The organism is Streptomyces sp. NBC_00005, from assembly GCF_045160215.1.
Classification (GTDB): Bacteria; Actinomycetota; Actinomycetes; order Streptomycetales; family Streptomycetaceae; genus Streptomyces.
Window position 1 is genome coordinate 64,151 of sequence record NZ_CP108316.1, and the last position, 19,245, is coordinate 83,395.

The following is a 19,245-nucleotide window of genomic DNA, read 5'->3' on the forward strand; positions in this document are numbered from 1 at the left end:
CTTGACTGGGGAAAATTCGGCTCTGTCGGGGATCTTGTGACGTCACCTGCCTGACCTGGGCATCTACCGGGTGTGCGGTTCAGGGGGTTTGGGGCGATTGCTGCCGCATTTAGCGGGTGCGGTGGTCAGTCGATCGAGCGTTCGGCCGGAACGGTCACCTTCTGCGCTCACTCCGCAGTGCCGACAGCGAGGTGCCCAAGATGCGGGGTGGTGTCGAGGCGTGTGCACGGCCGGTACGCGCGCCGGCTCACTGACGCACCCGTCGGCGGAGCCCCGGCAGTGGTCGAACTCATGGTGCGCCGGTTCAAGTGCCTCAATCCGCAGTGTCCGGCCGTGACGTTCGCCGAGCAGATCGAAGGGCTGACCAGCCCGCATGCCCGGTACACGCCGCTGTTGCACACGCTGCTCACGTCGATCGCCGATGTTCTGGCGGGTCGGCCGGGTGCGCGGCTCGCGGCCGCGCTGAGCATCCGCGTCGCCAAGGACAAGCTTCTTGAACTCCTTAGCGGGTTACCGGAGTTACCGCAGATCAGCGTGCGGGTCCTCGGGGTCGACGACTTCGCGCTGCGCAAGGGCGACTCGTACGCCACGATCCTGGTGGACCTGGAAGGACGCCGCCCGGTCGATGTGCTGCCGGGCCGGGACGCCGAGCCGCTGGCCGCCTGGCCGCGCGGCCATCCGGAAGTCGAGGTTGTCTGCCGTGACCGGGCCGGTGCCTACGCCGAAGGTGCCCGGAGCAGGGCTCCGCAGGCCCAGCAAGTGGCAGACGCCTGGCACCTGCTGCGCAACCTCGCCGAAGCTGTGGAGAAGACGGTCGGCGCCCATCACCCGTGCATCCGCAAGGCGTTCACGACGGCCCCGGCTGTCACGGAGTCCGCCACGGCACCCAGAGAGACAGCGGAGCCACCCCCGGAAGCGGTGCCGTTCGTCCCGCCGGACGGCACCCGGGATGTCCTCGGATATCCAAGGCGGCTGGTGGCCCGCACCACCGAGCGATACACGGCGGTGCAGCAGCTACTGTCCGAGGGCAAAACCCTGGCCGCGATCGGCCGCCAACTACGGCTGGACCACTCGACCGTACGGCGCTTCGCCCGCGCCCAGAGTCTCGACGAACTGCTGGTCAAGGCCACCAACCGGGCATCGAACCTGGACGAACACAAGCCCTACCTGCACATGCGCTGGTCGGAGGGCTGCCACGACATCCCGCAGCTGCACCACGAGCTGCGCGCACGCGGCTTCGCCGGAGACATCCAGTGCGTCCGCCGCTACTTCCCGCCCTTCAAAAAGCCGCACAGCCCCAAGCCTAAGAACCCGCCCGCGCCTGCTCCCGAGCTGCGGCCCGCCCCGAAACCCCGGCACGTCGTCCGCTGGATCATGACCAACCCCGGACACCCTGCCGAGACCGACGCGGCCAAGCTCAAAGAGATCCGGGCCGCCTGCCCGCACCTCGACGCCACCGCACGCCACGTCCGCGACTTCGCCGACATGATGCACGATCTGCGCGGCGAAGACTTGCCCGCATGGATGGACCGCGTCCGCGCAGACGACCTGCCCGCCCTGTATTCCCTGGTCAACGGCATGAAGAGGGACCTGGACGCGGTCACCGCCGGCCTGTCCACGCACTGGAGCTCTGGCCAGGTCGAAGGCCAGGCGCCGACACGGATCTCGCGGGAACCGTCCCTACCTGCGTAGACGCAAGATCGGGTGCACCATCCCGGAGAAGGCCGACCAGGTTCGCAACCGCAAGAAGCTAGACCGTCGGGGCGGCCGACCGCCAACGTTCGACAAGGCCGACTACAAGGAGCGCCACGCGGTCGAGTGCGGGATCAACCGGCTCAAGCGGCACCGAGCGGTGGCCACGAGATACGACAAGTTGGCCGTGCGTTACGAAGCAACGGTGCTGGTCGCGGCCATCAACGAGTGGCTGTGACTGGCACTTTCGCCCAGCCCTAGCGGGACCACCCAATTGGGGGGCTGGCTATTGGCCGTCGCCGGACCGTTTGGAAGAGAGCAACTCCTGCGGCGAGAAGGAGTAGGCCGCCGAGAAGAAGGAGCCAGGGGTTGAGTAAGCCGTCGGTGCAGTTCTCGCCGCCGGCCGAGTTGTCGCAGTAGGTGCCGGGGCCGTGCCGATTGAGGTAGGTGAGGAGGAAGAGCGGCAGGCTCGCACTGGATACCAGACCAAGCAGGCCCCGCTCAGTTCCCCGACGTGTAGCCAGTACGACGGTGCCGACTATCGGAAGGGGCAGGATGAAAAGCCCGATCGAGAACACCGTGAGCAGGGCGAGCAGGTAGCAAGCCCCGGTCAGGAGCCACCCCGTGAAGAGCAGCCAGTCACCCCTGTTGCTGGTCATGCCTTCTTCTTTCGTTTGAAGATGTCGAGGACGGAGGCGATCTTCCGGGCGCGGTCAAACAGGGCAAGGGCGGCCCCGCGTTCCCCTTCGAGGTTGGCGAGCATCTCCAGGCCCAGGTACAGGGCCACGATCCCGTGAGCGAGTTCTTCGGGAGACAGCAGTCGGGCAGCGGGGGAGCCCGCCAGTTCGTCACGGATGCTGTCGGCGGCGAAGGTGCGCCACGGACGGATCCGGTCGGCAACTTCCGGACGGAGTTCGGGGGTGAACTGGGCAGCGGCGATCATCTCGACGAGCACCTTCACGTGCCCCTGATCCAAGTCCTCATCGAAGACTGCCCTGGCAGTCTGGACCAGATCGCCCAGGCTCTTGGACTCTTCGACCATGCCTCTGTAGCGCTGATGGCGCCCACCACTGACCGCGTCCAAGGCTGCCAAGTGCAGCTTGGCCACGGAACCGAAGTGATAAAAGATCAGCGCATGATTGCTGCCCGTGCGCCGAGCGATCTCCCGCGCGCTGGCCTCTGCGAATCCCTTCTCGCGCAGGGGCCTCGACCGCTCCTTTGGTCAGCGACGCTCGTGTCTCTGCCGAGCTGGAATTCCCGGCCGGGTCGACAGACCGCTTCCCACCGGCTCTGGCCACGAAGTTCCCCTCATTGAACCGAGCAGTTTGAGCAACTGCTCAAATGTTAGACGGCGTCAGGGGCTGCGCCAAGAGCGCGGGCCCAGGGCAACGATCCCGCGTCCGCGCAGGTGGGCGCATCGTCTGGGAGTCGTACGCCTTGTCGGCCTCGCTGCTCGAAGTCACTTTCGCAACAGGCCCAAGAGGAGTTCGCCGTCCGGCACCGTGAGCGCCTGGCGGAGCTGCTGCGCGCGTACGGGCCGGGCAGCAAGCCGGCATCACACGGCCGCTACATGCTGGTCGGTCAGCCCGAACGCCTGATCATCTACGAGCGCATGGAGAGTGCCCCGTTCCTCCTGCGCAGCCGGTGGAATGAAGAGCTGGAGGAAGTCCTGCTGGACGACCTCGAGTTCGCCTGGGGACCGAGTCTCCGTCTCAGCCGCTGAGGCCGATCACATCGGCGGGATGCGCTGGGCGGACCACGCGGTGCGTTCCCTGCACTTGGCCCAGCGCAGCCCCCCGATCCCCACAGGCCTCGTGATGGCGAGGGTGTTCGCCGCCTCCTGGCGGGGCTTGTGGAATTGGGTCACGAACCAAATGCCGCCACTCCTGTTACGGCAGTACTCCCACGGTTTGGCCCGGCACTTCGGGCAGGGCACTGCGGCGCACGCGTTCCATGCCCGGCGAAGGGCGGCTTCTGTGGCCGGGTCGTGCTCGCTCGGCTTCGCGGCGAGGCGGAATAGCTCCATGAGCTGATAGTGGCAGCGCCCCCGTCGCGGCACCTGAAATCCCCGGAGTTGACGCCTCGGACCAGGTGTTGGCCGACCTCGAGTTGGAGTGGGCGGCGGCGTAGCCGCGAGGACAAGGGTCCAGGCCGGACGCTCGGCACGGACCCTCTGCGCACCGGTTCTTCGGGCGAGGGTCGTCAGCGCATTGCCAAAGCCGTTGCGGCAGGTGGTGACCAGGGGATAGGTCTCATGCATGGTGATGAGATCACGGCGCTTGGAAGATCTGTTCGGAGCGCGGCTCGATGACTTGAGCTACCAGGACATACACGGCAGCCGTGACGGAGTGACCATCGTCTTGCTGGAGGACACCGGCGGGGAGCGTGAGCCTCTGCGAACGTGAACGAAGGAGCGGGGCGAGGTCATTCACCGTGCCGCATAACGCATCCGGCCCCCGCGACATGGTGTCAAGGGGGCCGGAGTTGGTAGCGGGGACAGGATTTGAACCTGCGACCTCTGGGTTATGAGCCCAGCGAGCTACCGAGCTGCTCCACCCCGCGTCGATAGACCGCAGCCTACGGCATGCGAGTGATCCAAGCGGACCACTACTCGCTGCCGGAGTTGTACGGGCGCCTCCAGACGTCTCAACATGCCGGCCCGCCGCTGAGGTGACGCGCCAGCCCCAGCTACGCCGCATCCTTCCCTGAGCCTCCGCGCCGCGTGGCGATGACGGCGGCAATGATGCCGCCCGTGGCGGTGATGACGGCAGCAATGATGGCCTCCACGTCTCCCCCTTGTTCGAGGGCGCCGAGTTGCGCCCGGCAAGCATCTTGACACTTCCGAACGGCCCCGTCGACATGCCGTCTTTCCTGGTCAGGAGGGGTGTCCAGAGCTATTTTGTGCGGTGATTCCTCGCAGGATCGGCGGCCGTTTCTGCACAGGAACCTGCAGGGAAACCGCGTTACGCGCCGGTTCGACGCGATGGTTCGGCGGTGGCGGCGAGCAGGGCGGCGTCGTCGTCGACCCGGTCGGGGGTGTTCAGTAGTTCCAGGGCCCGTTCGGTGATCTGCTGGGGGTCGGTGCGGGCGGCGGCGGGCAGCGCGTCGCAGGTCTGGCGCAGTGCCGCCAGGCCGTCGTCCAGGGACAGCGCCCGGTTCTCCACCAGGCCGTCGGTGTATAGCAGCAGGCTAGTGCCGGGTGGGAACGCCACCTCACGGTCGATTGGGGTGCTGCCCAGTCCCAGCGGCAGCGCCGGGGGCAGCTCCAGGTAGGCGGTGCCGGCGGCTACCAGCAGGGGCGGCAGGTGCCCGCTGGCGGCGTAGCCCAGGCGGTGGCGGTGGGGGTCGTAGACCGCGTAGAGGCAGGTGGCGAAGCGTTCGGTGTCGAGCGACTGCAGGTAGGCGTCCAGCCTGGTCAGCACCTGGGCCGGGCCGGCGCCCTCCAGGGCGAGGCTGTGCAGGGCGGAGCGGAGTTGGCCCATCAGAGTGGCGGCTTCCACGTCGTGGCCCATGACGTCGCCGATGGCCAGTCCCACGGAGCCGTCGGGCAGGGCGAGCACGTCGTACCAGTCGCCGCCGACCTCGGCGCCGCGGTTGCTGGCCCGGTAGTGGGTGGCCAGGCGCACGCCGGGCACCTGGGGCAGGCGGTGGGGCAGCAGGGCGCGCTGCAGGGTCAGGGCGAGGCGGCGCTCGTTGTGGTACCGGGTGGCGTTGTCGTAGGCCAGGGCCAGGCGGTGGGCGAGGTTCTCCAGATACTTGTGTTCGACCGCGGAATAGCCGCCGGTGTGCCGGACCAGTACCAGGGCCCCCAGCGTCTGGTCGTGGGCGTGCAGTGGCAGGGCCAGCACGGCGGCGGGCGCCGGGTGTGGGCCGGCTGGGGCCGTGCCGTTGATCGCGTGGGTGGCGGCGGTGGCCAGGGCCTCGTGGGCAAGAAGGGGGGTGCCGGCGATGTATGCCGGGGGCGACTGCGCCGGGGCGGGTGCCGCAGGGGTGAGGTGGATGCTGATCTGGTCGGCGAAGTCGGGCAGCAGGATCTGGCCGGCAGTCTGCAGTATCTGGTCCGGGTCGAGGGTGGCGGACAGCCGTAGGCCCGCGTCGGCCAGGGAGGCCAGCACGGCCAGCTGGTTGCGGGTCTCGGTCAAGACCTGTTCGCGCAGCCGGGACAGTTCCAACCCGGTGCGGACGCGCGCCAGCAGCTGGCGCGCGGAGAAGGGTTTGGTCAGGTAGTCGTCGGCGCCGGCGTGCCGGCCCTGCACGGATTCCTCCTCGCCGGCGCGGGCGGTGAGCAAGACGATGGGCAGGCGGGCGGTGCGCGGGTCGGCGCGCAGCGCCCGGACCAGCTCGAAGCCGTCCATGCGGGGCATCATCACGTCGCTGAGTACCAGCTCCACCGGCTGCGCCAGGGCCATCTCCAGGGCGGCCCGGCCGTCGGCGGCGAGCAGCACGTCGTAGTCGGGCTGCAGGAGCTGGGTGAGGTAGGCGCGCATGTCGGCGTTGTCGTCGACGACCAGCAGGCGGGCCCGGTGGGGGCGGTCAGTTTCGTGCGGGCTGGGGCCGTGGAGGGCATCGTGGGTCGCGGGGGTGTGCGGGGTGCGTGCCGCGGAGGTGGCCGCAGCGGGGACGGGGTCGGCCGCCAGCCAGCCCAGCGCCTCGTCCACATAGGCCGCGGCGCGGCCGGGCCGGCCGCCTCCGCCTTCCCTGGGGATCTCCCCGGGGGATCGGGCCGGGCGGGGCCGCTGGGCGGCGGCGAAGGGGAGATCCACGGTGACGGTGGTGCCCTGGCCGAGGCGGCTGTCCACGCCGACCGTGCCGCCGTGCGCTTCCACCAGGTCCTTAACCAGCACCAGGCCGAGGCCGCTGCCCTCGTGGGAGCGGGAGCGGGCGCCGCGGACCCGGTGGAAGCGCTCGAACAGGCGCGGCAGCTCGTCCGCGGGGATGCCGGTGCCGGTGTCGGTCACGGTCAGCCTGGCCCAGTCGCCGGCCGCGGTCACCCGCACCTGGGCGCCGCCGGTGAAGGTGAACTTCAGGGCGTTGCTGAGCAGGTTGAGGATGATCTTCTCCCACATCTCCCGGTCCAGGGACACCGGCTTGGGCAGCGGCGGGCAGTCCACCTCCAGCGTCAGCCCGGCCGCCTCGAACGCGGACCGGAACACCCCGGCCAGCTCCGCCGTGGCACCGGCGAGGTCGACCGGCTCGAGGGCCGGGCGCATCTGCCCGGCCTCGGCCCGGGCGACGTCCAGGAGGGTGTTGACCTGCTTCAGCAGGCGCAGGGCGCCGCGCTCGGCCAGCTCCAGCTGCTCGCGCCGCTCGGGCCGGTCCTCGTCGGCCAGGGCCTGCTGGAGCGGGCCCAGGAGCAGGGTGAGCGGGGTGCGGAACTCGTGGCTGACGTTGGCGAAGAAGGTGGTCTTGGCCCGGTCGAGCTCGGCCAACGCCTCCGCCCGCCTGCGCTGCTCTTCGTGCGCGAGCGCGGCCGACAGCGCCCCGGCCACAGCCGAGGCGAGCACCTCCAGGAAGTCGTGGTAGGCCCCGGCCGGGGGGAAGCAGGGGTTGACGCCCACCACCAGCACGCCCTCCACCTGGCCCGCGCAGTGCAGCGGAAGGGCCAGCGCCTGCTCGACCGGGAGCCGGGAGGCCGCGGCGTGCTGCCCGGCCATGCTGCCGCCGGTGAACGCGGCGGCCGGCAGCGTGGCCGGGGCACCGTCGGCGACCACCTGCGCCAGCCGGGCCGCCGCCTCCGGCCCGTCGGCCGCACTCAGCGAGACGGTCTCGGGCGCCGACCGGAGCCCGGTGGAGGCCGCCGGCCGCTGCATCCCTGGCTCGGAGGCCAGGTACAGGCCCAGAAACGGGATCTCGTCGGGGTAGGAGCCCGCCACCTCGGCGACCACGCGGGCGACCTCGCCCGGAGTGGGCAGCCCGGCCGTGCGCGTGCCGGTCTCGCTCAGCAGGCGCAGTCGGCGCTCGCCCAGTACCCGGCCGGTGGTCTCGGTGAGGATCTGCAGCACGCCGCCGGCGGTGCCGTCATCCAGCAGCACGGGCTGGAAGGCGGAGTCGAAGTAGCACTGCTCCAAAAAGCCATGGCGCTCCATGATGAGCAGCTCATCCGGGACCAGCAGGGGCCTGCGGGTGTCGGTCACATAGTGGAAGTGGGAGCTCACGGGGTGGGCCCAGACCTCGGGGAACACCTCCTTATAGGGCCTGCCGAGCGCCCAGGGGTGTTTGGCGCCGACAATGGGTGTGGAGCCCAGGTTGTACAGCGTGGTGAATTCAGCCCCCCAGTACAGAGCCATCCCATGCTCAGAGGTGAGCATGAGGCGCAGCGTGTCCACCAGTGGCCCCGGCCAGGAGACGGGGGGCCCGAGCGGCGTCGCCGCCCAGTCGATCCCTGCCAGAAGCTCGCCGAACGCGCCGCCCTCGGCGAACACCCGGGCCGCCGCCGTGCGCGGGTCATCGGGCCGGGTCATCGAGAAGTCTTCCTCCTGGCGCCTGTGTGATCCGCCCGCGCCTCCCAAGGCGGCCGACGGCCACTCGCTGCGGACCTCCCGGGCAGATCGGACGCCGGATCCGACGGTTCTGACGACACTTCAGCCCGAATTGCCCATTTAAAACAATTAAAAGCCTATTTACCCAGCAGTGTACGCCTGCAACCGCACGCCGACGGCGATGATCGTCAACTCGCAGTCCCTGCGGCCCGCCGACACGATCGGCGCCGACGGACAAGGCCGGGACCGCGCGAAGAAGGCGGCGGGCCGCAAAGGGCACGTGGCCGTGGACTGCCTGGGCTTGCTGCTGGTGGTGCTGGCCACCGCCTCGAGCGTGCAGGACCGCGACGCCGGGATACCGCGGCTTACCCGGCTCCGCTCACTGCACCGCAGGATCACCCTGGCGTGGGACGACGGCGGATACGCTGGCCAGCTCGCCGACTGGGCCCGCAAACGCACCGATCACGCCACGCGGTTCGTCGTCCAGCCCAACCGCTCACCGGCGAAGCCACCCCGACCTGGCGTGACCCGACCCCGTGGGACCAAAGACCTCTGACCACGGCGCGGTCTTCAGCCACGCCGACCCAGACGCACTCAACTCGCCGGTGGGCCGGGCCACTGCATCCGCACCACCCTGGCGACAACGCACCGTGACCACAGCACACACCACTCGGAGAAGAATGCGCACGGCCAAGCGGCCCAACCAGTGCGCATGAAGCCCGGATTCCGGCGTTTCCGCAGGAACCAGTGCGTACGAAGTCGCGGATCCTACAGGCACGCAAGGCCCTGTAGACGTTGGTGCGCAGGGCCGCGCAGTGCGCGCTACGGGCTGGGGGCGATGTCCCGGGCCACGTAGGCGACCAGTTCACTCAGGGCCGCCTCGTTGGATGCGGGCGGCCGGGTGCGCCACTCCCCCAGTGTTTCCCGTACGGTCTGCGCAACCGCGTGCGCGTGTTGGGCCAGGCTGTCGTCCAGTCCGGCCACTTCCCTGTCCTGAGCACCCCAGCCTCAGAATGCTCTGCCGGGCACAATTACGTACGGAAGTCGTCGCCCACCGCTTGTTTTCGAGGATTTCATGGCTCCCATGACGCTGCGCCCGCACCAACTCGAGGCAACGGACAGCGTGGTGAGGTATCTCCAAACTCCCCCCGGTGGCCGTATTCCGCCGCATGGCCTGAGGACGCAGGTCGTGGCTGCAACCGGCTCCGGAAAGACTCTGATCGCCGTCGAGTCCGCACACCGGCTGGCCGCGCGGCGCCTGCTCGTCCTGGTACCGACGCTGGATCTGCTGACCCAGACCGCCGCCGCGTGGCGCCAGGGCGGCCGGCACGGTGCGATGGTCGGAGTGTGCTCGCTGCGGGCGCCCGAGAGCGAGGGCATCCCGTGCACGACCGCCGCGGACGAGCTGGTGGCGTGGGTGCGGGATCTGGAGCAGGTGACGGTGTTCGCCACGTATGCCGCGGTGGGCCTGGGGGTCTTGCAGCGAGCCCATGAAGGCGGGCTGGCGGTGTGGGACTTGATGGTGGTGGACGAGGCGCACCGCACGAGCGGGGATGCAGGCAAGCCGTGGGCGGTGGTGCACGATCAGGCGCGGATTCCGGCGGTGCGGCGTTTGTACATGACCGCCACCGCGCGGGTGTGGGAGGCGGACGGGGCCGGGCCGCGGCTGGTGGCCAGCATGGACGAGGACAGCCCCGTCTTCGGGCCGGTCGCCTACAAACTGAAATTGTCGGAGGCCATCCGGCGCCAGATCGTGGCGCCGTATCAGGTGGTGTGCATCGACATCCGCGACCCCGAGCTGTACGCGGCCCTGGCAGCCGGCCTGGCAGGCTCCGACAAGGTGCGCGGGGCGCGCCTGGCCGCTATGCAGACCGGCCTGCTGACCGCGGCCGCCGACGAACGGCTGCGCCGTGTTCTCGCCTTCCACAGCCGGGTCAGCGAGGCCGAGGCGATGGCCGCCGGGATTCCCGGCGTCGCGGCGGAATTGCGGGAGACGGATCCTCAGCGGTTCCCGCCGTCGCAGCGGGTGTGGGCTCAGTGGCTGTACGGGGAGCACTCCCCCGCCCACCGCCGCCAGATGCTGGACACATTCGCCTCCGACTTCATCACCGGCGAGCACCCTGATATCCCGGCCGCGCTACGGGTGTTGAGCTCGGTGAAGGTCCTCGGAGAAGGCGTCGACACCGCACAGTGCGATGCCGTCTTCTTCTGCGATGCCCGCGGCTCCATGGTCGACATCGTGCAGATGGTCGGACGGGCACTGCGCATGCACCCCGGCGAGGGAAAGATCGCCTCCCTGGTCGTGCCCGTCTTCCTCGGCCCGGACGAGAGCCCGGACGAGATGCTGACCTCCAGCGCCTACGAGACCCTCGCGAAAATCTTGACCGCCCTGCGTGCACACGACACGGAAACCATCGAGGCACTCGCCGATCCCCGCATCCGCAACAGCCGCCCCGACCATGCCGAAGACAGTGAACAGGCCAGTGGAGCAGCGAGGTTCGAGGACCAGGACGCTGCCTCGGGCGGCGAGGCGGCCGCGGTCAGTGCGGCGGCCGCGGGACTGCTGCGGTTCAGCGAAGAACGCGACCCCGCAACCCTCGCCCGGTTCGTGCGACTGCGCGTCATCGACCCCGAAAACGCCTACTGGCGACGCGGTATCGAAGCCGCCACCCACTGGCTACGCGAGACCGGCCAGCGAACTGCGCGTGCCCTACACCTACACCGTGCCGGCCGACCGGCCGGGCATCGGCGGATATCCACTCGGAGTATGGCTGGCCGACCAACGCCGCTACTACAACGACGACACCCTCGAGGCTGAATCAGACGGCTCCGGCCGCGGGACGTTCACCGTCGTGGTCACCTGCGAGCAGCCCCAATGCCTCCTCCGGCCTGGTCAAGGTGGCGTCGGACGGTTCCGCACCGTCGTACTGGTGTCCCCACGCGGCAGCGGCACTGACACTTCCCGCGGCGGCGGCAGCACGCAAGTCGAGTGGGGAGTCTCCGATATAGGCCAGATCAGCTGGTGCGACGCCGAGTTGCTCAGCGGCAAGGACCAGGCCGTCGCCGGCCGGCTTGGGCCGCTGCACGTGGTCTCCGCCGATGAGTACGTCGACGTCGAGACCCGCGGCCCTCAGCAGCATCGCTCCAGCACGACTGCTGGCACCAGTGAACACCGCCACAGCACGGCCGCTTTCCCGAAGGGCGCCCAGCACATGGGCCACCCCCGGGTAAGGAGCGACCTCGACGTCCTTCAGCTTGCGGTAGTACACCTCGGTCTCGTCCAGCGCGAGTTCACGTCCGACCAGGTGAGCCAAGATCACCTCGGGCGTTCCGCGGGAGTAGGAGGCGACCACCTCTTCGGGGCCCACACTGGGCCCGCCGAGCTCTCGCACCGCAGCAACGAAGGCCGCCGGCACCACCACAGTGGAATCCAGCAGCGTGCCGTCCATGTCCCACACCAGCTCTAAAGTCGCCATCCGGCAATCCTGCGGCAAGAGCCCACACATGATCAAGACTGGTCATGGCTACGGCGGGGAGGCGACCGACCGGTGCCAGTTCTCATCGACATTTCGAGGCTCTGCGATCAACAAGTGCTGCCCAAACTCGTCGATAAGTGGTGTCCGTTCTCGATTACGAAGCCACCGGGTCTGTGCGAGACGGAAGGAGTCCGTGCCGGGGGCCCGCTGCGAACGCGGCCAACTGGTCGAGCGCCCCGCCTCCGCCGCGGCATAGGGTCTGGTGCACCATGACCGACCACCACGCCTACGGCACCAGCACCCACGCCGCCGGCGACTGGCCCGGCTTGTCAGCGACTGCCTCGGGCTGGTGTTCACTGAGCGCGACAGCGATTACCGGGGCGTCTACCACCTCGCCACCAGCCTCAACGGGCGGATCGAGATCCAGCCCAACGCGATCCCCGGCGACGGCAGCCGCGGTGTGTGTTCGTTCGTCCTCGTCGTCACCGCCCTGGCCGTGACTACAGGCCGGGAGCGGCGAATCCGTTGAGGGCCCACAGCGCGGCCGAGTACCACAGCACCCCGATGGCGCCGAACAGGGCGCTTCCGGCGGCCGGGAGCATCCAGCTGGGCAGGCGACGGCTGCGCACCACCAGTACCTTGGCGACGAACGCTCCATACAGCGCGCAGCCGGCAACCGAGTGCAGGAAGACCCGGGTGCTCGTGGTCTCCACGCCGTAGGTGCGGACGCAGTGGTAGGCGATGGGCGCCGACAGCAGGAAGGCGGCCCATCCCACCACTCGGTGCGAGGTGCGGACCCTGCGGGGCGCGGCTGCGAGGCCGCGGAGTCGCCCGTACATCCACAGGGCCAGCAGAAGCTGGACGAGCGCGAGGCCGAACAGGGCGCTGCCCAGGCGGGCCTTGAGGGTGACCGCCGCGGCGCCGTGGGCGCCGAACAGGCCCGTCGTGTACTGGGGGCTGTGGTGCCGGCCGGTCACCCAGATCGCCACCGCCACGGCCACTGGCAGGACGGCACCCAGCGCGAGGGCGGCGGCCTGCGCGGGAGAGTACCGCCGGGGGGCTCGGTGACCGGTCCTCATCGTCACGTCGGCTGCCTCCTCACGCGGTCGTCGCCGGTCAGCTCAGGTCAACCTTGTTGCCGCCGGCGTCGAGTACGTACCACTCGGCACCGAACTGGTTGAGAGCCTGGCCGTTCGTGTCGCCCGGCGTGGAGTCTCCCGCGTACCCGTAGAGCGGGTGCCCGTGGTAGGTGACCTGCGTCGTGCCGTCGGACCGCTTCGACGTGCCCAGCAGGCTGGACTTCGCCGAGCCGCCGACCGAGGGCGACCCGGAGGTCAGCAGCGGCGGCCAGGCGGTGGCGCACGCCCCGTCGCAGGTCGAGGTCGTCGACTTGTCCGCCTCGAACAGGTAGAGGGTACGGCCCTTCCCGTCGACCAGAATGGTGCCGAGCTTTCCGGCAGAGGCGGTCTTCACCATGGCCTGCGCACCGGCCGACGCGCTGCTCGACGATGGGGGCGGACTGGCGCTCTGGCTCGGCGCGCCGCTCGTGGCCGTGTTCGACGGCGTCGCTGATGACGAGGAACCACCGCCACCGCTGGAACAGCCACTCGCGGCAGCGATCGTCACAAGCGCGGCCGACCACACGACGGCCAGGCGGATACACCTCATTACAGCTCCAAACATGGGTGAGGGCCCGACGTCTGACAGGCTGGTGAACGTATACTCCCCCGGCCTCTGACCCGCGCCGCCCCACAGGGCCAAGGACGCCCTGGGATTCACTGAGATGGGTGGTGAGTGGACGGCGGACCGCACCTCCAGCGTTCGCTGGGCCGGAGACCATCCCCCGGCCGTGTGCACACGGTGCCCTGAATTCGGGTACTCCACTGGGTCCTGTGCACACGTCATGAGATGCGAAAACGCTGCAAACGCGTTTGGGATTCGGGGCTGCCGCGTTTTAGGGCGTCGCACACCATCAGGCCTGACCTGCGGCGACGGAATTTTAGACGTTCGCCCACTCTGCGGCGCGAAGTACCCCAAGGCCGTCAAGAAGATCACCGACGACCAGGCCGAGTTGATGGCGTTCTACGACCTCCCCGCCGAGCACTGGATCCACCTGCGCACCACGAACCCCATCGAGTCCACGTTCGCCACCGTCTGGCTGCGGACCAAGATCACCCGCGGCGCCGGCTCCCGCACCGCCGCCCTCGCCATGGTGTTCAAGCTCATCGAGTCCGTCCAGGCCCGCTGGCGGACCGTGAACGCACCCCACCGTCGCACTCGTCCGGGCCGGGGCCCACTTCGTATGTGGTTACTGATCTCATAGGAGTGTTGTCGGGGGTGACGTGTGCTGATCCCTGCGGTAGGCCGGTGGTATGCGGTACGCGCAGGGCGGCGGGCTGACCGCGGAGCGGCGGCGGTTACGCGAGCGGATCCGGTACGAGGCCGGCGAGCGGTTCATGGGCGGCGAGAGAACCGCGGTGATCGCGAAGGATCTGCGGGTGAGTGAGCGGTCGGTGGAACGCTGGCGTCGTGCCTTTCGGGAGGGCGGGATGGACGCCCTGGCCTCCACGGGGCCGGCGAAACTTCCCAAGCTCTCCGACGGCCAGTTCACCGAGTTGGAGAAAGAGCTGGCCCTCGGCCCCGCCGAGCACGGCTGGGAAGACCAGCGGTGGACCCTGACCCGGATCAGAGCGCTGATCGCCTTCAAGTTCCAGATCGACTGCTCGATGGCGGCGGTGTGGCGGCTGCTGCACCGGCACGGCTGGTCCTGGCAGTCTCCCGCCCGCCGCGCCATGGAACGCGACGAGGGCGCGGTGGGACTGTGGAAGAAGGACGTGTGGCCGCAGGTGGAATGACTGCGGCGGCGCTGGGAGCTTACGTCGTCTTCGAGGACGAGGCCCACGTCGCGGTTCTTGATCTCGGTGAGAATGTGGAGCCAGTGCTTGGCGCCCTCGCCGCCGTCACCGGCCCACAGAACCAGGATCTCCCGGCGGCCCTCCGTGGTGACGGCCAGAGCCACATAGATGGGACGTTTGGCGACCGCACCCTCGCGGATCTTCACGTGGATGGCATCGATGAAGATGACCGGATAGACCGCGGGTCGAGGGGACGGTTTTGCCAGTCGGCCATGCCCTCGAGGACCTTGTCGGTGATGGTCGAGATCGTCTGGCGGGAGACGTCGGTGCCATAGACCTCGGCCAGGTGGGCTTGGACCTCACCGGTCGTCAGTCCCTTCGCGGCGAGTGAGATGACCATCTCGTCGACGCCAGTCAGACGCCGCTGCCTCTTCTTCACGATCTTCGGCTCGAACGATCCGTCCCGGTCGCGGGGCACGGCGATCTCCACCGGTCCGACCTCGGTCAGCACTGTTTTGGAGCGGGTTCCGTTGCGGGAGTTGCCGCCGTTCTTGCCCGCCGGATCACGTCGGTCATAGCCGAGGTGATCGGTGACCTCGCCCTCCAGAGCAGACTCCAGGAGCCGCTTCGTGAGCTGCTGCAGCAGGCCGCCCTCACCGGTCAGCTGCAGTCCTTCGGCCTGAGCACGGCCCACCAACTCCTCGATCAGCTGGTCATCGACCGCTTTCGAAGACTGCGGGGCAGCCACCTTCGAACTCTCGTCCTCAGCCGCGTTGTTACTGGTCATCAGTGCATCCTCCATGATCAGGAGTTACACCGTTCTTTTTACAGTCCCCGCTACGGTCGACCAACCCACCCTCCCCCCAACCGCGTGCCTCAGCCCACACCGTGTCCAGCCTCAACAGCGCAACAACCAAGCACCGTTGGCCGTTCACCCGTACGTGGCTAGCGGAGGGGACAGCGTCCCCGGGCCTCACCTCCAGCCCATGGGGACGATCGTCCGGCTCAAGCCCCATGGAGCCCTTCGCCGAGAGACGACCGCCCTCCGCAGGTCACCACCCACAGTCCCGGCCGGTCTCCCCCGTCCAGCCGGGGCTCTCGTTCGTCAAATGCAGCACCCTGCCGCAGCAGCAAGGCGCCACCTCCTCACGGACCTTGAGGGAGCCGGGGATGATGTCTGTCAGAAGAATCGGCGCGTCTTCGGGTCGACCTTGCCCACGGTGCACAGGGCGAACACGAGGTCGATGCAGGCACACATGGCCCACATCATCATTCTGACGAGGCTGAATGCCAGACCGATCATGGCAACGCCTCCTCTACGAAGGCACGTCGGCAAGCCAGACGGCTACGCCACCGTGATGCGAGCAGGTACCCCGGCGGTGGGCGGAGTAGCTGTAGGTGCCGTCGCTGCACTGGGCGGTGGCCCCGGCAGGCGCCTGCTGTGTGCCGCCCGACGAAGACGAGCCGGAGACGTCGTCCGAGGAATCCAGACCGCCGGTGGACGAGCCGGCACCGCTGCGGGACGCATTGTTGGTGTCGTCGGCCGCCGTTCCGGCGACGGTCGAAGCGCTGTCATCGCCGGCACTGTGCAACCGGGCCGTCGCGGCCGGCCACACCCAGGCCCTGCTCGACCTGGCCGGGCTGCGCCAGCGGGCCGGCGACCTTGACGGCGCCGAAGCGCTGTACCGTCAGGCCGCCGACACCGGCCAGCCAGGCCCCGCTGTCCGCAGCGCTGCAGCGGGAGAAGGCCGGCGACACCCCTACCGCGGAAACGCTCTACCGTGCACGGGTCATGGATCCGGGGGCTCTTTGTTGTCCAGAGCGGTGGCTTCTCGTTGTGGCGCGCGGTTGTCCTGGTAGTGCTTCGAGCACTCGGCGCGAAGCATGTCGTGGGGTGCGGCGGCCACGTCGCGCCGACGTCGGCGTTTCAGCCGATCGCCGCTTCGGCGAACTGGTTGGTGTCGAAGAGTTCGTTGATGTGGCCGCCGAGTTCGGACCAGTGGTGGCCGGATAGTTCGGCGGCGGCGCGGGCGTCGCCGCCGGCGCAGACGGTGATGAGTTCGTCGTGGTGCTCGATGGTGTTGCGGCCGCCGAGCAGGGTGGAGAACTTGCGGTAGAGGATGCGGTGGATCTGCGGGTGGAGTTGCTCGACGATCCGGCTGAGTACGGGGTTGTCGGCGGCCGTGATGGGCACGGCATGGAAGCGGTCGTCGGCGGCGAGCGCGGCGGCTGTGTCGTTGGCGGCGACGGCCTGTTCGAAGTCACGGTTGGCCTCGCGCATGCGGTCCCGGTCCTGCTCGGTCATCACCGGTACTGCTGTCTCGACGGCCAGCTGGTCGAGGGAGCGCAGGACGGCAAGGGTCTTTTCGACGTCGCGCCGGTTGAGCGTGGTGATGCGAGTGTAAACGCCGGGTTTCGCTTCGATCAGGCCGATGTCGGCGAGCCGGGCGAGTGCCTCCCGCACCGGCGTTCGGCTGAGTCCGAGGCGCTCGGCGAGCTCGCCGTCCTTGACCTTCTCGCCGGGGACGAGTTCGCCCCGCACGATGGAGTCGCGCAGCCGCTCGAACACCTCGTCACTGAGGAGACGGCGAGAGACAGGGCGGTCAAGTGACATATTGCGTACAGTACATCGCTCCTCCGTCGTCCTGTTCTGCTGTGCCCGCAGCCCTGGCCCGGCAGACGAGAGCCCGGGCCAGGATGAGCGCCGGGTCGACGAGGGGAACCTCCACGGCGTCGGCGGGCAGGCCGAGGGGGATCTCCGTGCAGCCGGCGATCACCGTCTGCGCGCCTTGTTCCGTCAGGCGTTGTGCGGAGCGGGTCAGGAGCGCGGTCGCCGTGTCGTCGCGGGTGCCCGCCTTCACCGCGTGGATGGCGGCCATGACCTCGGCGTCCTGGGCGGCGGCGTCGGGGAGCGCGAGGCGGATGCCGAAGCTCTCCAGCCGCTCCTGGTAGAGGCCGGCGCGGACGGTGCCCGTGGTGGCCAGCAGTCCAACGGTGTGGATACGTGGGCGCAGGGTGGTGAGATGCCGGGCGGCCTCGCCGATCATGTGGACGATGGGCAGGCCCACATGGTCGGCGATGCGCGGGACGAAAGCGTGTGCGGTGTTGCAGGGGATGGCGATGACGGTGGCACCGGCCTCGCGCAGGACGCGGCCGCCGTGCAGGAGCCAGGGCGTGGGATCGGGGCCGTCGCCCAGTAGGGCCTCGGTGCGGTCGGGGATGGTGGGGTCGGACCAGATGACCGTACGGAGGTGGTCCTGGTCGCTGGTGCCGGGGGTGGTCGCGACGAGCTTGGCGTAGAAGTCGGCGGTCGCGGCCGGGCCCATACCGCCGAGGATGCCGATGATCTCGCCGGTGGCCGTGCGGGGGCCGCTGGTCACTGTGCGGGTTCCTTCTCCAGGGCCGTAGGCTCGGGCTCGGCCGGGGTGGTTGCGCGGCAGCTGCGCTTGGCCTCGCGCCGCTTCTCGGAGCTGTCGACCACGGCTGCCGCCAGCGAGTTGCCGATGACGTTCACGCCGGTGCGGGCCATGTCGACGATGAAGTCCACGCCGAGGAGCAGGGCGATGCCCTCGGCGGGCAGGCCGATGGAGTTGCCCGCGGCGATCAGGACGACGATGGACGCGGAGGCGACGCCGGCCATGCCCTTGGAGAGGATCACCAGGACGCCGACCATCAGGAGCAGGGCGGGCAGGGAGGTGTCGGCGCCGTAGGCGTTGGCGAGGAAGACCAGGGCGGCGGCCTGGTAGAGGACGGAGCCGTCGGTGTTGAAGGAGTAGCCGAGGGGGACGACGAAGGAGGTCGTGGAGCGGCTGAGGCCGAAGGCCTCCAGCTTGCCCATCAGCGGGGCCAGGACCGACTCCGAGCTGCGGGTGATGAAGGCGATGCCGGCCAACCCGCCGACGGACCTGAGCAGTTCGACGTACCGGATGCGGTAGATCGCGGCGATCAGCGGGAAGAGCACGCCCACGACGATGACCAGGCCCGCGTAGACGACCGCGATGAAGCCCAGCAGGCTGCGCAGGTTGCCGAAGCCGTAGTACGCGACATCGTAGGAGATGAAGCCGAGCACACCCAGAGGCGCGACCCTGATGACGTAGCCGACGACCTTGAACATCACCGCGGCGACGGACTCCAGGACGTCGGCGAAGGGCGCGGACTTCTCGCCGATCGCGGCCATGGCGACGCCCACGAGGAGGGCGAAGACGATCGCACCGAGCAGGTTGCCCTCGCCGAACGCGGCGAAGATGTTCTTCGGTACGGCATGCAGGACCAGCTCGTGGAAGTCGATGCCCTGGCTCAGGCCGTCGAGGTCCTTGGCGTCGGCCCCGTGGACGGGGGCACCCTTGCCGATGCCCGTGAGCTTGGCCAGGCCCACCGCGATCAGCAGGATCACGGTGGTGACGAGCTCGAAGTAGAGAATCGCCTTGCCGGCGATCCGCCCGACCTTCTTGACCGACTCCATGCGGGCGATGCCCAGCACGATGAGCGGGAAGACCAGGGGCAGGACGACGACCTGCACCAGGTTCAGGAACACGTCGCCGAGGATCTTCATCTGCTCGCCCGCGGACGGGGCGAAGGATCCGATGAGGGCGCCGAGACCTACGGCGATGATCGACTGGATGCCGATCGGCATCCGCAGACATCGCCGCCAGAAGGTTGGTGGGGCGTCTGTGCTGGTGGGGCGGGGGTGAGCGGTGTCCATGAAACTCCTGCCATATGCAATATATTGCGTTCTGCGTGTTG

The 19,245-nt window shown here is 69.0% G+C and carries 19 protein-coding genes, 1 tRNA gene and 3 pseudogenes; 7 read left to right on the plus strand and 16 right to left on the minus strand.

Features of this window, described 5'->3' with window-relative positions; translation table 11 throughout:
- The first annotated feature begins 177 nt into the window (after positions 1 to 177).
- The gene (locus OG303_RS00315; protein WP_405863531.1) at positions 178 to 1,692 is read left to right on the plus strand and encodes an ISL3 family transposase; all 1,515 of its coding nucleotides are present in this window, start codon (positions 178 to 180) and stop codon (positions 1,690 to 1,692) included.
- Positions 1,693 to 1,949: 257 nt separating this feature from the next.
- Here OG303_RS00315 and OG303_RS00320 read toward each other — a convergent pair whose 3' ends face one another.
- The 3 genes and pseudogenes from OG303_RS00320 to OG303_RS00330 form a co-directional block, all read right to left on the minus strand.
- Complete coding sequence (locus OG303_RS00320; protein ID WP_405863533.1) at positions 1,950 to 2,351, minus strand: hypothetical protein; 402 nt, start codon at positions 2,349 to 2,351, stop codon at positions 1,950 to 1,952.
- A complete protein-coding gene (locus OG303_RS00325) occupies positions 2,348 to 2,800 on the minus strand; it encodes a TetR family transcriptional regulator C-terminal domain-containing protein (protein WP_405863535.1) in 453 nt (150 codons plus the stop codon). The genes OG303_RS00320 and OG303_RS00325 overlap by 4 nt, the downstream gene beginning before the upstream one ends.
- A pseudogene (locus OG303_RS00330) lies at positions 2,801 to 2,893 on the minus strand (TetR family transcriptional regulator); the annotation flags it as partial. It lies immediately after the preceding gene.
- Positions 2,894 to 3,262: 369 nt separating this feature from the next.
- Here OG303_RS00330 and OG303_RS00335 point away from each other — a divergent pair.
- Positions 3,263 to 3,415 (plus strand): hypothetical protein, encoded by a 153-nt coding sequence (locus OG303_RS00335; protein ID WP_405863537.1) that lies wholly within the window; start codon positions 3,263 to 3,265, stop codon positions 3,413 to 3,415.
- 6 nt (positions 3,416 to 3,421) lie between these two features.
- Here OG303_RS00335 and OG303_RS00340 read toward each other — a convergent pair whose 3' ends face one another.
- The 3 genes from OG303_RS00340 to OG303_RS00350 all read right to left on the minus strand — a co-directional run bounded on the left by OG303_RS00340 (position 3,422) and on the right by OG303_RS00350 (position 8,153).
- Positions 3,422 to 3,559 carry a hypothetical protein gene (locus tag OG303_RS00340; RefSeq protein ID WP_405863539.1) on the minus strand — a complete coding sequence of 46 codons (138 nt, stop codon included), beginning with the start codon at positions 3,557 to 3,559 and terminating at the stop codon, positions 3,422 to 3,424.
- A gap of 618 nt (positions 3,560 to 4,177) precedes the next feature.
- Positions 4,178 to 4,254 (minus strand) — tRNA-Met (locus tag OG303_RS00345).
- A 401-nt stretch (positions 4,255 to 4,655) separates the two neighbouring features.
- On the minus strand, positions 4,656 to 8,153 hold the full coding sequence (locus OG303_RS00350; RefSeq protein ID WP_405863541.1) for a SpoIIE family protein phosphatase: 3,498 nt from the start codon (positions 8,151 to 8,153) through the stop codon (positions 4,656 to 4,658).
- Between the two features lie 169 nt (positions 8,154 to 8,322).
- Between OG303_RS00350 and OG303_RS00355 the strand changes: the two genes are divergently transcribed.
- On the plus strand, positions 8,323 to 8,727 hold the full coding sequence (locus OG303_RS00355; protein WP_405863543.1) for a transposase: 405 nt from the start codon (positions 8,323 to 8,325) through the stop codon (positions 8,725 to 8,727).
- Positions 8,728 to 8,993: 266 nt separating this feature from the next.
- On the opposite strand, the gene OG303_RS00360 is transcribed toward OG303_RS00355, so the two are convergent.
- Entirely contained in the window at positions 8,994 to 9,155 is a 162-nt protein-coding gene (locus tag OG303_RS00360; RefSeq protein WP_405863545.1) for a hypothetical protein, read from the minus strand.
- 100 nt (positions 9,156 to 9,255) lie between these two features.
- Between OG303_RS00360 and OG303_RS00365 the strand changes: the two genes are divergently transcribed.
- Complete coding sequence (locus OG303_RS00365) at positions 9,256 to 10,989, plus strand: DEAD/DEAH box helicase family protein (RefSeq protein ID WP_405863546.1); 1,734 nt, start codon at positions 9,256 to 9,258, stop codon at positions 10,987 to 10,989.
- A gap of 1 nt (position 10,990) precedes the next feature.
- Here the strand turns inward: OG303_RS00365 and OG303_RS00370 are convergent, their stop codons facing one another.
- On the minus strand, positions 10,991 to 11,620 hold the full coding sequence (locus OG303_RS00370) for an HAD family hydrolase (protein ID WP_405863548.1): 630 nt from the start codon (positions 11,618 to 11,620) through the stop codon (positions 10,991 to 10,993).
- A 376-nt stretch (positions 11,621 to 11,996) separates the two neighbouring features.
- On the opposite strand from OG303_RS00370, the gene OG303_RS00375 reads away from it, so the two are divergent.
- Positions 11,997 to 12,176: a hypothetical protein gene (locus OG303_RS00375; protein WP_405863550.1), complete on the plus strand. Its 180-nt coding sequence runs from the start codon at positions 11,997 to 11,999 to the stop codon at positions 12,174 to 12,176.
- Here the strand turns inward: OG303_RS00375 and OG303_RS00380 are convergent.
- Together OG303_RS00380 and OG303_RS00385 are read right to left on the minus strand one after the other, a co-directional pair.
- Positions 12,148 to 12,726, minus strand: coding sequence for a DUF6529 family protein (locus OG303_RS00380; RefSeq protein WP_405877015.1), 579 nt, complete (start codon positions 12,724 to 12,726; stop codon positions 12,148 to 12,150). The two genes, OG303_RS00375 and OG303_RS00380, sit on opposite strands and share 29 nt — an antisense overlap.
- A gap of 37 nt (positions 12,727 to 12,763) precedes the next feature.
- Complete coding sequence (locus OG303_RS00385) at positions 12,764 to 13,123, minus strand: hypothetical protein (protein ID WP_328635921.1); 360 nt, start codon at positions 13,121 to 13,123, stop codon at positions 12,764 to 12,766.
- A 544-nt stretch (positions 13,124 to 13,667) separates the two neighbouring features.
- Between OG303_RS00385 and OG303_RS00390 the strand changes: the two are divergent.
- Positions 13,668 to 13,962: pseudogene (locus OG303_RS00390) on the plus strand (transposase); the annotation flags it as partial.
- Between the two features lie 57 nt (positions 13,963 to 14,019).
- Positions 14,020 to 14,502: a winged helix-turn-helix domain-containing protein gene (locus tag OG303_RS00395; protein ID WP_405877017.1), complete on the plus strand. Its 483-nt coding sequence runs from the start codon at positions 14,020 to 14,022 to the stop codon at positions 14,500 to 14,502.
- 44 nt (positions 14,503 to 14,546) lie between these two features.
- On the opposite strand, the pseudogene OG303_RS00400 reads toward OG303_RS00395, so the two are convergent.
- The 6 genes and pseudogenes from OG303_RS00400 to OG303_RS00425 all read right to left on the minus strand — a co-directional run.
- Positions 14,547 to 15,289 (minus strand): annotated as a pseudogene (locus OG303_RS00400) (IS256 family transposase); the annotation flags it as partial.
- 393 nt (positions 15,290 to 15,682) lie between these two features.
- Complete coding sequence (locus OG303_RS00405) at positions 15,683 to 15,805, minus strand: hypothetical protein (protein ID WP_405863552.1); 123 nt, start codon at positions 15,803 to 15,805, stop codon at positions 15,683 to 15,685.
- A 13-nt stretch (positions 15,806 to 15,818) separates the two neighbouring features.
- Positions 15,819 to 16,118: a DUF3761 domain-containing protein gene (locus tag OG303_RS00410; protein WP_405863554.1), complete on the minus strand. Its 300-nt coding sequence runs from the start codon at positions 16,116 to 16,118 to the stop codon at positions 15,819 to 15,821.
- Positions 16,119 to 16,429: 311 nt separating this feature from the next.
- Entirely contained in the window at positions 16,430 to 17,116 is a 687-nt protein-coding gene (locus OG303_RS00415; protein ID WP_405863556.1) for a GntR family transcriptional regulator, read from the minus strand.
- Positions 17,106 to 17,882 (minus strand): aspartate/glutamate racemase family protein, encoded by a 777-nt coding sequence (locus OG303_RS00420; RefSeq protein WP_405863558.1) that lies wholly within the window; start codon positions 17,880 to 17,882, stop codon positions 17,106 to 17,108. Before OG303_RS00420 ends, OG303_RS00415 begins: the two co-directional genes overlap by 11 nt.
- Complete coding sequence (locus tag OG303_RS00425; RefSeq protein WP_405863560.1) at positions 17,879 to 19,204, minus strand: dicarboxylate/amino acid:cation symporter; 1,326 nt, start codon at positions 19,202 to 19,204, stop codon at positions 17,879 to 17,881. Before OG303_RS00425 ends, OG303_RS00420 begins: the two co-directional genes overlap by 4 nt.
- Positions 19,205 to 19,245 lie beyond the last annotated feature (41 nt).